The sequence below is a fragment of the Hydrogenophaga sp. FW305-3-2-15-A-LB1 genome (genome assembly GCF_058787875.1).
The window spans coordinates 31,211-43,834 of record NZ_JBYTAE010000052.1 but is presented as its reverse complement, the minus strand read 5'-3'; the positions used below and the strand labels follow the sequence as shown (position 1 = coordinate 43,834).

Genomic DNA, 12,624 nt, shown 5'->3' with positions numbered 1-12,624 from the left:
GCATCGCTGGGGACCGTCCGCCTGACCACTGGCTTGCCTTGCCTCTACCGTCAAGATGGGATGGCTGGCCGCTTACGACCGAAGAGCTCGTAAAACTCCTCAGGAGCAGCCATGAGACTGCTGCCAAAGATGCAATCACAGGGGGCGATCTTCCCCTGACGGCCTTGCTAGCTGCTAGCCATTGCTCATTCTGAGCAGTGCAACTGGCTCATGCGCTGATTCCCTAAGTGGCTTGCAAGCTACTCAAAGATTGGATGTCGAGTGCAGCAAAGCTCACACGACCGCAGTCGCGGCGGATTGACCGAGTACCCATGGTCCACCCAGTTATGCGCGTCGCTTCTGCACCCAGAACTGATACATCCCAACAAAGGTTTGGGGATTTTCTGTTTCGAATTGGTGCCACATTCCCAAGTCGTGAACAGCGTCATCATCAGGAAACCGTGCTTGGAATTTTCGAAGCACCTCTGGCTCAACATGCAAGCCGACGAGGTCGAGCGACAGCTCATCCAGCAGCGCATCTATAGCGAGTAAGTTTGTGCGGTGCTCTTGCGCATGGAATAGCAAGTCGCGACATGCACTCAAGCCGTAGAAGTCGCCAAACGCGGTGAGGTGACTCAGTGCCTCCGGACAATCTGCGCTCATGATTGCCGCTCGACATTCTCGAATGCCTTGTGCGGTAGCGGGATAGCCATGATGAGCAATGAATTGCCGCGCGGCGACTACTGGAGCGCGCGCTGTTTCGCTGTACAGGCCGAGCAACATGAGTCCGCCTGGACGCAGCATTTGTAGTAGTGCTCGCCATCCCGCCACTGGGTCGGCCAAATGATGTAGCACACCTACGGACTCGATGAGGTCGAAGCGTCGGTTGAGCGACGAGAGGTGCAGAATGTCGGCTTGGGCGTACTCGACATTGCATTGACCGAGCTCATGAGACTTGCGCATCGCATAGGCAAGGCTACTTGCACTTAAATCAATCGCGAGCACTCGCGAGTCGCTATATGCGCTTGCGCTCTCAGTTGAGTGACGACCGCTTCCGCATCCCGCAATAAGAACGTCGACAGTACCGATTCTGCTCATTGGTTGAAAACGCGCGTGCGGAATCTGCATGCGCAGCCGGTCTTCCAACGCGAGTGGGGCGGGAAACAAAGAGGAGTGGACCCAGCGCGGGTAAGGGTTCTCTTCGTACTGTTGCTGAACCTTGCTCGACGAGTCTTGGTCTATCGCTGTTATTTTTGGAAGGGCCGAGCGCCAATTGAGCTCCTGCCTCACTTCATCAATTTGCTGACGTATCACCGAGCGCAGCGAATCAGACCACGCATGTTCCCTCAGAGCGTCTACAAATGGCAGATTGCACAGAGGTAGATAGCTAGCAAGCGCGAGCATGACTTGTGGCAACGGCATTCGACCCGATTCGATAGCGAGACTCGCATGCTTCAGTAGCTCTTCGACCTTCTCGCTTTCTTCTGGGTGCACGAGCCAAGAGTATTCGTTCACAAAGCACTGCTGTGCTAGGGCGGAACGCAAGCTCAGCAGCTCATCCTCTTCCACATCGGACCTCAGAGCGTCATCCAGAAGCGTCTCGCGGACCGCTGTCAACAAGCGCTCGAGCTCGACATCGCAAATCGTCGCGCTCTCAAGCAACGCAAGAAAAAGTCTGTTTTCGCACCAGTCGGCAAGCAATCTCTCTAGCCCAACTCCTTTCGACAATGCTTCTTCGAATCCTGCTTCGCACTTTAGGAAGGCGATGGCGGCGGGCGCGAGCTCCTCAGGCCGGCGCCAGGCTTCAGCGATTGCGCGTGTGAGCAGGGGGCGCAAGTGGCTCACGCCTGGCGAGACGCGGAGGCGCTGCAAGCACTCGGCGAGGCCAATCTTCACCTCTGTCGCCTCACGAATGGCCAGAGCCTCCTGGTAGCTGGACAAGGCCTGAAGCGGCTCACCCAAGCGGTTAAGCACAACGCCCAGGTTGCAATGTGCCTCGACAAATCCAGGCGCAGACGCTATTGCTTGTCGGTAGTGCGAGGCAGCCTGCTCATGCTGGGCTTGCCTCATAAGAATAAGCCCGAGGTAGTAGTGCGCTTCAGGAAACAGCGGGCGCGCCAGTGCAGCTTTCCGGAAGAGTTCCAGAGCATCTCGAACATTTCCGTTTTCACAAGCTAAGACGCCCAGCAAGTACAGCGCATCAGGCTGCGCCGCATCTGAACGAAGAATTGCTCGACACAGATTCGCTGCCTCGGTTGCTTGGCCCGACTCGAAGAAGTTCCATGCCACGTTGAGCGCATCCACTGGGCTGGTCGCTTCACCCGCCGCCAACGGGGTCGAACTACGCGTCATGCAGCAATGCTTGTACTTCTTCCCGCTGTAGCATGGACATGGCTCATTACGCCCAACTGCGCTCACAGCTTCCCTCTACATAAGAAGACTGGCGTCATGAATTCAGTCGTCCGAAGCCATTAGCGGAAAGACAACCTCACCCTTGAACCAACGTTCCTCGCAGGTTGGGTCAGTAAGCGCCATCAGTAGCGCCTCGCTCAGCTCGTGGATGGAGAGGGGACTCTTGGCCTTTGAATAGGCCTCTCGAACGCCACTGACGAGCGCCAATGACTTCAGCGCCAACTCGCCGTCCTCTAGCGCGCTGATTCCTGGTCGCTTGCACTCCTCAACATCTAAGGACAGGTACTTCCTGCAAGTCGACGGTCTGTCTTCGTAGACGGAGCAACGGTCGTCATTCAGCAATGGGCAGTTCATCCAGTGCTGCGCTCTAGGGACTCCTTGTGACCTTTGAACATGAAGACGAAGCCGTTCAGTCACCAGGTTTAGTTGGTCGCCTGGCAGCGCCCGCAGCCTTCGAGCCAGAACAAACACCTCGGGCGGGAAGACCTCAATGCGGAAGTTGCAGCAATGCGAGCACCCCGGTTTGCAGTCGAAGCGCACATCAGGTCTTGCTTGGACCCTTGTCACCAGTTCGTCTATCTGCCGATGCAGGTTGTGAATCGCATGGATGGCGAACGTCTTGTTTTTGTTTGCCGAAAGCATCTGGCGGTAAGTCTTCTGCTGCCTTTCGGCGATGGCTCTGACTTCGGCTTGACGCTCCTGGGAAAGAAACTCCACGGATAGTTGTCCTGGGATTGAGGGCGCGGCCTCTAACCGCACCAGAGAACAAAGCCATCGACCTGACATCACAGTGGACATGGGCCGAGTGAACGTTTGCAGACTTGGCGGTCCGTCGGATCGCTACCCGGTTGCCAGCGGCAGCCGTCATCTGCTGGACTTAATTTAGAGAGCGCACCGACACAAACCGACATCCGAGCGATGACAAATGCGTCACTTTCTGCTTATGTGTCGGAAGAGCTGAGTCGCGTTCAGCCTGGCTCTGACGGAGAAATCGGTTCGTGCCAGCAGTGAGCGCCCGGGTTGAACTGAGAAGCAGCCGAACATGCAATGGGGAGTTGCACGAGGGCAGTTGCTTTCAAGTTGCTGAATTGCGCCTGAATGTCCAAATTCACTAGCGTTTCAATGAATGCCCTGCAGTTTTCTTTTGGTGAAACGCTATGCCATAGCAAGCTGTCTACGTCGAGTCCCGTGCCCTCGTTGCTTGCAATTGAGGGTGGGGGTCAAAAGCTCCGACTCGGCTTTTATCTGTTCATCACCACTTGAAAGCTCACTCATGAAAACAATCATCTCCCCCAAGGCTCTGGCCGTCCTCACATTGGCAGCGCTTCCCATGCTGGCCAGCGCCCAACTGAGCGCGAACGTCAGTCTCGTCACCAACTACAAGACTCGCGGCCAAGACCAGGATGTGCGAGAAGGGCAGCTGCGACCTGCGCTGCAAGGCGGTTTCGACTACTCCCACGCAAGTGGTTTCTATGCTGGAAACTGGAACTCGACCGTCAACTTCCAGACGAGTGCCACGGGCCCGACCGCAAATCTGGAAAGCGATCTCTACGCTGGCTACATCTTTGCAACCGGCGAACTCAGCTGGGACGCCGGTGTTCTGCGCTATCACTACACGGGCGCCAGCGCTGTAAACACAACTGAGCTGTACCTCGGTGTGGGTTGGGGTCCTCTGAGCGCCAAGTACTACCACACCGTATCTGACGACTACTTCAACGCTGCGGGCTCCGCGCTCGGGTCGGGTTTGAAGGGCAAAGGCACTGGGTATCTGAACGTGGCCTACGCTCAAGAGATCCATCCCAAGTGGACCTTGAAGGCATCGCTGGGCTACACCTCGTACAGCAGCGACATTACCCTGCCCAACTATGTCGACTACAGCGTTGGCGCTGTCTATGACCTTGGCGATGGCTTCTCAGTGTCAGGCGCCATGGTCGGTGCAACCAAGAAGAACTCATTCCTCGGCAAGGCAGATGGAAAATCTGTGAACGCAAACACGCTGGTCATGATGTTCACGAAGAAGATGTAACTTTCATGAGTTGATTGCGCGTTAGTAGGCCGCAACCAAACCTTCGCGGAATCCCCAACGAAAAAAGGCCCAAGAGCCGCAAAGCTCTTGGGCCAATTCCACGGGGAGCACTTTATACGCCGCTGCACAGACCCACATCCGTGCTGCGGCTCTTTTTGTCAGAACGAGTGACGCACGCCGATGGAGTATCCGGTTGCGCTGTCGCCGGCGGCGATGAGCGGAGACGCCAGGGAAGACGAGGAGACTGCGAAGCCGCGATTCGCGTTGCTGTCGTTGCTCACTCGTGCGAGCAGGCCGTAGACCACAGTGCGCTTGGACAGCTTGTGGATGTAGCCGAGACCCAACTTCGAGGAATCGGCCTCGACCTGGTTGCGGGTGCTGAAGCGTGTATAGCCGACACGGAACTCACCCGCCTGTCCGACGGGGGCCGACGCGCCCAAGGTATACGCATTGACACCGCGCCCGGCGCCACGTTCGGTCGCAATCAGCACCATCGGCTTCACGAATCCGAGGTCGTAAGAAGCGCCCAAGTTGACCGCTTTGTAGGTCACTTCCTGGATAGCAGTGCCACCCTTCAACTGTGCATAGCCCAACGCGATGTCGAGCGGGTTCGATTGATATCCCACGCGTGCGGAGACGAAATTGCCTCGGCTGTTGTTCGGCTCGCTGCTGGCTCGCTCGCCGAAGCCGTATTGCACCTGGCCATGGAAGCCACCCATCTTGGGCGTCAGATACGAGACGATATTGCTTGCGCGCTTGGAGTGGCTACCCTCTTGCGTGCCAGCGGCGACCGTTGCGTTGCCGAGCATGTTGTTAGCGCCGTTGCCAGCCACTCCAATGTCGCCGAACGGGTCAAAGGTCTCGACGTTCAGATAGGACGCGAGCTTGTCCCGGCCAAGTCGAACCTCGCCAAACCCGCCAATCAAGCCAACAGTGGAGCGACGGTCAAAGCGAAATGTTGTACCGCCGTTGTCAACGGCAACGCTGCCTTCAAGCCAGAAGCTGGCCTTGAGACCTCCGCCGAGGTCTTCCAGTCCACGAAAACCAAGACGGCTGCTAGATTGTTCACCACTGGAGAGTCCCGTGACGCTTGCGCTGTCGCTGGACAGTCGCGTCACAGATGCGTCGACAACACCGAAGAGAGTAGTGCTGCTTTGCGCAAACGCCCCTGCAGTGGTCGCGAGAATCGAAAGGGCGATGAGAGAGTGTTTCATGTCGTCTATTGCTGTGCAGTTGAGTTGGACCGTGTTCCGATGCGACCTACATCGCAAGGACTCGGTGGAACGACAACCCAAGTCGGGCTGACACAACTGATTAGACCGACGCAATGTGACAAAACGAGGACGAAAACACCTCTGGCGAGCTTTGCACCATGGATAAAAATTATCTAACGTGAATGTGACGCGAACATGACTTTTGCGATATGTTTTCGGTGCACGTGTCAGCCGTTCAAGAATCAAGCGTTCACGAGCTTCCTCGCACACCTTCTGCGAGAAAAGTTCAGCTCTTTTCTCTTCAACTCAGTCGTATAGAGCGACCATCACGTCATGTCTGAAAAGCTTCGCGTCGACCTCCCTGTTCTTCTGCCGAGCATTCCTGGCGAAGCAGATGCCTGCGTTGAGCGGCTGCAACAGCTGCTGCGCAATCGGCCAGGCGTTGACGAAGTGCACGTGCGGCCTGGCGCCGCAGAAAAGCCGCCGCAGCTATGCATTCACTATGACCCGGACCAGTTTTCGTTAACGCGCATTCGTGAACTTGCGAAAGCAGCAGGCGCAGAAATCTCTAGCCGCTTCGGCCACCTGCAGTGGCAACTTGACGGGGTTAACCATCAAAGGAAGGCCGGGTCCGTGGCCGACCGTCTGCAGAAGATGGAGGGGGTTCTTGAAGCTAACACCAATGCTTCAGGGCTCCTGCACATCGAGTTCGACCGCGAGAAGACCTCGGAAGAAGTAATACGGGCCGAACTCTCAAGCCTTGGAACGAATCCGCGCGAGGCGGAGGAAGACCATAGCGCGCATAGCCACGACCACGGTGACCACAAACATGCTTCCGGCGGACACGAAGGGCACCAGCATGGTGGCGTGTTCGGCGCGAACAGCGAAATGATCTTCGCGCTGATTTGCGGAGCGCTGCTCGGTGCGGGAGCCGTCACGGAGAAGTTACTCACGGGCGCGCCATCCTGGTTTCCACTTGCTTGTTACGTCGCTGCGTACTTCTTTGGCGGCTTCTATACATTGCGAGAAGCCATCGATAACCTTCGACGCAAGCGCTTCGAGATTGACACCCTGATGTTGGTCGCGGCTGCCGGCGCAGCTGCTCTCGGGTCATGGGCAGAGGGCGCGCTTCTTCTGTTTCTGTTCAGCCTGGGCCACGCACTTGAAAGCTATGCCATGGGTCGGGCAAAGCGCGCCATTGAGGCACTGGCAGAACTAGCGCCAGACACGGCCACCGTTCGCCGCGATGGGCAGACATCTGAGATTGCGGTGGAAGACCTCGTGGTGGGTGACGTCGTTTTGGTGAGGCCAAATGAGCGCCTTCCCGCCGATGGATTTATTCTGGTTGGCACAACAAGCATCAACCAGGCGCCTGTCACTGGCGAGAGCATGCCTGTCGATAAGCGGCCGGTCGATGATGCGGCCCTCGCTCGCTCGAGACCCGATGCCATCGAAGCAGCCTCCCGCGTTTTCTCAGGCACCATCAACGGCGCACATGCCATCGAAATTGAGGTGACGCGACGCTCCACTGATTCGACCCTGGCCCGAGTGGTCAAGATGGTCAGCGAAGCAGAGACGCGCAAGTCTCCGACGCAGCGATTCACGGACCAGTTCGAACGCATTTTTGTGCCCGCTGTTCTGTTGCTGGCGTTCCTGCTCTTGTTTGCATGGGTAGTCGTGGACGAGCCGTTCCGCGATAGCTTTTATCGCGCCATGGCAGTTCTTGTGGCTGCCAGCCCATGTGCCTTGGCCATTGCGACGCCCAGCGCGGTTCTTTCAGGTATTGCTCGCGCAGCACGAGGCGGCGTTCTGATAAAGGGTGGCGCTCCTCTTGAAGAGCTCGGCTCCCTCAACGCAATGGCATTTGACAAGACCGGCACACTGACGGAAGGTCGACCGCGAATCACCGATGTGGTGACAGCGGAAGGTGTCACCGAAACGGAACTGCTCGCTGTAGCGGTCGCAGTCGAGTCCTTGAGCGACCATCCGCTTGCTGCTGCGATAGCGAAGGATGGTCGTGAGCGCTTGGGGCAGCAACCCATCCCAAACGCAAGCAATCTCGAGAACTTGATTGGACGCGGGGTGACTGCCACTGTGGGCGGGGAGACAGTCTGGATTGGCAAGGCAGAACTCTTTGGAAGCGATGGCATCGCCCCCCTGGGTGCTTCGGCCGCGTCAGCCATTGAAAATCTGCGTGAAGCAGGCCGAACATCCATGGTTGTGCGCAAGGGTGAGCGGGATCTCGGCGCCATCGGACTTCTTGATACCCCACGCGAAGGCGCACGTGACGCACTGAAGCAGCTTCGAGAGCTCGGCATCACCCGCATGATTATGATTTCCGGGGACCACAAGAAGGTGGCAGAAGCAGTTGCCAGTGAGGTAGGGCTCGATGAGGCCTGGGGTGACTTAATGCCCGAGGACAAGGTCGAGGCGATTCGCAAGCTTCGTGAGGAAACGAAGGTGGCAATGGTGGGCGATGGTGTCAATGACGCGCCCGCTATGGCCAACGCAACCGTAGGCATCGCCATGGGTGCTGCAGGCTCAGATGTGGCACTGGAGACCGCCGACGTGGCGCTAATGGCCGACGACTTGAGAAACCTTCCTTTCGCCGTAGGCTTAAGCCGTCACACGCGTTCGGTGATTCGTCAGAACGTCTTCGTGAGTCTTGGCATCGTGGCGGTTTTGGTCCCCGCGACCATCATGGGTCTTGGCATTGGAGCAGCCGTTGCCGTTCATGAGGGTTCGACGCTCTTGGTCGTCTTCAACGCACTGCGCCTTCTGACATACAAGGGCGGCGACAAAAAGTAAAACGGGCCACACACCATGCGTGTGTAGCCCGTGTACTCCAAGCGCCTGTCGTGGCAATCCCCATCCCGGCAGCGCGGAGTCGCCCACTACGAGCGATGAAGGCTCAGCTGCGATACAGCGGATTACGACTCACGAAGACTCGGAACTGCTTGTCGGAGAAGCCGGCCGGGGCAATCTTGGCAAGGTCCCAGGAACGGCCACCAACACCGTTGAACGTCCATGTGAACTGGTTGCCCCCATTGCCGCGAAAGACGACTGTCTCACCGTAGGAGACGTTCGCGTAGCTGGACGCACTCAGGTCGATGACACGTGCCGATGCCGTAGCAGGAGCGGGTTGGCCAATCAGCGCCTGCTCTTTGCTGGAAATGCCTGCAGCCGAAGCGCTGGCCAGGGTGGCGGCAATGGAGACTGCGAAGGCAGCTTGTCGGAAAGTATGGATTTTGGACATGTAGGACCTCATAAGTGATTTAGAAAGCCTCTCGTGTGAGGCGACAGTTGCCGTTTCGGCACTGAGAAGCACTGTATGAGTTGGTCCTCAACAACATGAAGTCATCAAAATGACAAATCAGTCATATTTGAAAGCGAGGCTGAAACGCGAGTACGCTGTACAGGTTGCCGGGCAAAGGCGCTCGTGAGATTGCCCACACCGATGTGGAAAATCGGTTGTCGACCTACTTAGCGAATCGCTTCAGACGGATGCCCACGCTGGTGATTCCGTGGCTCGATGCAGCCATGGTCGTGCCGCCATGCATACGCGCGATGGCCGCAACAATTGAGAGACCGAGACCGTGATTCTTGCTAGCTCCGCTGCGTGATGCATCGGCTCGAAAGAACCGGTCAAACATCCTAGAGAGGGTCTGGGTGTCAACCGGGGCTCCGCGATTTTCGACAAGAACCGTCACCTGCTCGAAAGCATCGGGTTCAATCCTCACTACTATGCTCGAGCCCTTTGTGGCGTAGCGAGTGGCATTGCTAACCAGGTTGGAGAACGCGCGCTGCAACAGCTGCAGGTCGAACTCGCCATCGACGTCCCCCTTCACCTCAAGGGTTAGTTCAGCATCATCGAGGGTAGCTTCGTGATACTCGGCAACACGCCGTACGACTGCCGCGAGGCTGGTAGTTGATGTGCGACGCGCAGCCGCCCCCCTATCTGCTTGCGAGAGAAACAGCATGTCGTGCACTATTCCAGCGATTCGCTGCAGATCCTCCAGATTCGAACCGAGCAACTCACGTATCTCGTCCAGGCTCTTGGATGAGTTCATCGCCAGTTCAGCACCGCTCATCAATGTCGTCAGCGGCGTCAACAACTCGTGGGCGACGTCAGCGTTGAAGCCCTCCATTTGTTCGTAAGACTGGTCGAGACGGGCCAACAAATCGTTGAACTGCGCAATCAACGGAGCGAGCTCGTCAGGCTGTCTTGAACCATCCAGTCGGAGGTGCAGCGTCCCTGCTGTGAGCACTTTCACCTGTGCCGAGAGTTCGCGCAAAGGCCGCAATCCAAGCCACACCAGGAGAAATCCGCCAAAGGAAATCAGCAGTACTCCTCCCACTGCCGACCCAAAGAGAATCCACGCGATGCGCCGCAACACCAGCGCATCGCCACTTACATCCAGCGACAACTCCGTGCGAAGCATTTGCTGACCTAGCTTCGGGGAGTCGAGGTTGAACTGAATCCTTCGTCGCTCATGCCTCGACGGTGGCAGCAGCTTCTGGTGAAAAATTGCTCCATCTGTCTGTGCGACAGAAAGCCCAAGTTGGGGATGGCCAACCATGAAGTCGTCAAGCTCATGCTTGAGCTTGACTTCATTGCCGTTGCGCGCGGCCTCGGAGGCAAGATATGTCAGCAGCGCCCGTTTCTGGTCCAATTCCTCAAGCTGCCGCGCCTTGAACGCATAGTGTGTGGCTCCGTACACCGTTGCACACACGATTAGCAGCCCACCCAAGCTTTGCCACGCAAGCCAGGCGGACAGCCGTCGTCCTAGCGAATTTGCGCTGTTCCGATTCATTCTTGTCGGGGTTCCAGGATGTAGCCAACGCCGCGAACCGTGTGGATCAAGGGGCTGTCAAACGGCACATCCACTTTGGTGCGCAAGCGTCGGACTGCAGCGTCCACCACATTTGTGTTGCTGTCGAAGTTCATGTCCCACACTTGCGAGGCAATTTCAGTTCTCGAAAGTACCTGGCCCTGTCGTCGTAGGAGCAAGGAAAGAAGGCTGAACTCTTGAGATGTCAGGAGAATCTTTTGCCCTCGGCGAGACACCTTACGACCGACCAGATCAACCTCTAGGTCAGCCACACTAAGCACCGTGGGCTGCTCAGCTCCCGCTCCTGTCTGTTCTCGTCTCAGCAATGCCTGAATCCTGGCAGCGAGTTCAGAAAATGCAAACGGCTTGACCATGTAGTCATCTGCACCTGTGTTCAGGCCGCGCACTCGGTCTTCGACCTTTATTCTCGCAGTCAGCATCAAGACCCTCGTGCGCTTGGTCTGACGCAACGCGGCCAACAAGCCAAGCCCGTCGATGCCGGGAAGCATGCCGTCTAGCACGATAAGGTCGTAGTCGGACTCCATTGCGAGATGCAAGCCATCGATGCCATTGTGCGCAAGGTCCACCACGAAACCAGCTTCCTGGAGGCCTTTCCGAAGGTACTCCGCCAGTTTCACTTCATCCTCAATCACCAACAACTTCATGTGCCTCGAGTCCAAAAAATGGTGGTCGTGGGTGGCGTGCTCCGCGATTGCTTGGTGGGCGCCTGCTGGTGCGACTCTTGAGCACCGCTCTTCAAGAGGTACCTCCACCTGAAGTAGCCAGGAGCTAGCGCTGTCGGAGGGAAGGTCGATTTGCGCATCGATGTCACTCTTCGCGCCAGACGCGAGAGGCAAAACCACCTAGCTCTTGCGGGCCGACGCCTTCAGATGGGACATGAGGAAGTGTACCGAAGCGGGGCGTCACGTGACACCTGTGTGGCAAACGCCCAATGGACTTCACGCCACCGGTAAAGAAGGCGTTGCTATTCATTTATGGAATCCCACATGCGGCTTGTGGCCGTGGGGCCAAAAGACAAAGGGCCTCGCATCCTTGAAGGAACGCGAGGCCTCATTCTTCAAAAGCTAACTCTCGGGCAGCGAGGCTGCCGAGAGCGCGAGCAGCTTAGAAGTTGTGGCGAATACCCACTGCAACGGAGCTGAAATCGGCACCAGCGGTGCCGGTCATATAGGTCGCGTTGGTGCTGTTGTTCACGCGGGTGTAGTAACCGTAGACCTTCGTGCGCTTGCTCAGGTTGTAGTTGTAGCCCAACGTGTATTGCGTAGCGTCGCTGTCGGCGATGTTCTCGTATTCGCCTGCACGGCCCACGTTCACGTGAAACTCCGAAGCGCCAACGCTGTAGGCCGCAGCCAAGCGCAGATTGTTGCGCGTTCCGGCTCCCGTAGCCAGCAGCTGGTTTGCGTCCTTGTTGCGCTGATAGTAGCCACCAAGGGTGAATTGGCCGAAGGAATACAAGGCGCGCAAGGAGAACTGCTTGTTGCTGTCAATGGCACTGTAGCCTGCGCCAAGGTCCAGTGCGCCCATGGCGTAGTTGGCAGCAAAGTCATAGCCGTTCTTGCCGCCGGTACCGGGTGCTTGCTCATGCAGCACAACAGAACCTTCCGCAGTGAAGCCACCGAAGTTGGGGGTGCGGTAGGCAATCTTGTTGCCAGTGCCGGGACCGCCGAACCACACCGGGTCGTAGTACAGGGCGTCAGACGAGGACCCCGTGTCGTGGTTGTGCATGCTGACATAGTCAGCAGACGCGTAGTACGAGGCGGGGAAGAAGTTGCCCAGGCGAACGGTACCGAATCCGCCCGACAGGTTCACTTCGCTGTGGCGACCGAAAAGCGCACCACTGCCAACGCCGGTGTCCGACTGGAAACCGCTTTCCAGCTGGAAGCCAGCAGTCAGACCGCCACCGAGATCCTCAACGCCCTTGAAGCCAAAGCGCGAGTTGTTGTTGGCCACAACCGTGGTCTTCACGCCACCCACGTCTTGGCGTTCCACCGTGGTATTAACACGGCCGTACAGCGTCACGCTGCTTTGGGCAAAGGCGGCAGTGGTCCCGAGGAGGGCGAGCACGGCCAGTGCCGAACGATTCGTCTTGTTCATGAGATTTCCTTTACGCTGATAGCTCTATTTAGAGACTAGTTGGGGG

General features: G+C 57.4%; 9 protein-coding genes and 1 pseudogene. 2 read left to right on the top strand and 8 right to left on the bottom strand.

The window, feature by feature from the left end; translation table 11 throughout:
* Positions 1–324: 324 nt before the first annotated feature.
* The 3 genes and pseudogenes from AC3WPZ_RS16770 to AC3WPZ_RS16760 all read right to left on the bottom strand — a co-directional run bounded on the left by AC3WPZ_RS16770 (position 325) and on the right by AC3WPZ_RS16760 (position 3,108).
* Complete coding sequence (locus AC3WPZ_RS16770; protein WP_492440684.1) at positions 325–2,268, bottom strand: methyltransferase domain-containing protein; 1,944 nt, start codon at positions 2,266–2,268, stop codon at positions 325–327.
* 60 nt (positions 2,269–2,328) lie between these two features.
* Positions 2,329–2,397, bottom strand: a pseudogene (locus tag AC3WPZ_RS16765) (SEC-C metal-binding domain-containing protein); the annotation flags it as partial.
* Between the two features lie 36 nt (positions 2,398–2,433).
* Positions 2,434–3,108: a YkgJ family cysteine cluster protein gene (locus AC3WPZ_RS16760; RefSeq protein ID WP_492440674.1), complete on the bottom strand. Its 675-nt coding sequence runs from the start codon at positions 3,106–3,108 to the stop codon at positions 2,434–2,436.
* A 556-nt stretch (positions 3,109–3,664) separates the two neighbouring features.
* On the opposite strand from AC3WPZ_RS16760, the gene AC3WPZ_RS16755 reads away from it, so the two are divergent.
* Positions 3,665–4,417 (top strand): TorF family putative porin, encoded by a 753-nt coding sequence (locus AC3WPZ_RS16755; protein WP_492440672.1) that lies wholly within the window; start codon positions 3,665–3,667, stop codon positions 4,415–4,417.
* 158 nt (positions 4,418–4,575) lie between these two features.
* Here the strand turns inward: AC3WPZ_RS16755 and AC3WPZ_RS16750 are convergent, their stop codons facing one another.
* Positions 4,576–5,631, bottom strand: a complete 1,056-nt coding sequence (locus tag AC3WPZ_RS16750; protein ID WP_488929305.1) for a porin — start codon at positions 5,629–5,631, stop codon at positions 4,576–4,578.
* Positions 5,632–5,964: 333 nt separating this feature from the next.
* On the opposite strand from AC3WPZ_RS16750, the gene AC3WPZ_RS16745 reads away from it, so the two are divergent.
* Positions 5,965–8,439 carry a heavy metal translocating P-type ATPase gene (locus AC3WPZ_RS16745; protein WP_492440670.1) on the top strand — a complete coding sequence of 825 codons (2,475 nt, stop codon included), beginning with the start codon at positions 5,965–5,967 and terminating at the stop codon, positions 8,437–8,439.
* Between the two features lie 103 nt (positions 8,440–8,542).
* On the opposite strand, the gene AC3WPZ_RS16740 is transcribed toward AC3WPZ_RS16745, so the two are convergent.
* The 4 genes from AC3WPZ_RS16740 to AC3WPZ_RS16725 form a co-directional block, all read right to left on the bottom strand.
* Complete coding sequence (locus AC3WPZ_RS16740; RefSeq protein WP_492440668.1) at positions 8,543–8,887, bottom strand: CzcE family metal-binding protein; 345 nt, start codon at positions 8,885–8,887, stop codon at positions 8,543–8,545.
* Between the two features lie 223 nt (positions 8,888–9,110).
* Complete coding sequence (locus AC3WPZ_RS16735) at positions 9,111–10,445, bottom strand: heavy metal sensor histidine kinase (protein WP_492440666.1); 1,335 nt, start codon at positions 10,443–10,445, stop codon at positions 9,111–9,113.
* Positions 10,442–11,128 (bottom strand): heavy metal response regulator transcription factor, encoded by a 687-nt coding sequence (locus AC3WPZ_RS16730; protein ID WP_492440664.1) that lies wholly within the window; start codon positions 11,126–11,128, stop codon positions 10,442–10,444. The genes AC3WPZ_RS16735 and AC3WPZ_RS16730 overlap by 4 nt, the downstream gene beginning before the upstream one ends.
* A gap of 460 nt (positions 11,129–11,588) precedes the next feature.
* The gene (locus AC3WPZ_RS16725) at positions 11,589–12,578 is read right to left on the bottom strand and encodes a porin (protein ID WP_492440662.1); all 990 of its coding nucleotides are present in this window, start codon (positions 12,576–12,578) and stop codon (positions 11,589–11,591) included.
* Positions 12,579–12,624: the final 46 nt, after the last annotated feature.

Bases quoted from the DNA above. Each gene is read 5' to 3' on its own strand.
- AC3WPZ_RS16755 (WP_492440672.1), top strand. From the start codon at position 3,665: ATGAAAACAATCATCTCCCCCAAGGCTCTGGCCGTCCTCACATTGGCA.
- AC3WPZ_RS16750 (WP_488929305.1), bottom strand. From the start codon at position 5,631: ATGAAACACTCTCTCATCGCCCTTTCGATTCTCGCGACCACTGCAGGG.
- AC3WPZ_RS16745 (WP_492440670.1), top strand. From the start codon at position 5,965: ATGTCTGAAAAGCTTCGCGTCGACCTCCCTGTTCTTCTGCCGAGCATT.
- AC3WPZ_RS16740 (WP_492440668.1), bottom strand. From the start codon at position 8,887: ATGTCCAAAATCCATACTTTCCGACAAGCTGCCTTCGCAGTCTCCATT.
- AC3WPZ_RS16735 (WP_492440666.1), bottom strand. From the start codon at position 10,445: ATGAATCGGAACAGCGCAAATTCGCTAGGACGACGGCTGTCCGCCTGG.
- AC3WPZ_RS16730 (WP_492440664.1), bottom strand. From the start codon at position 11,128: ATGAAGTTGTTGGTGATTGAGGATGAAGTGAAACTGGCGGAGTACCTT.
- AC3WPZ_RS16725 (WP_492440662.1), bottom strand. From the start codon at position 12,578: ATGAACAAGACGAATCGTTCGGCACTGGCCGTGCTCGCCCTCCTCGGG.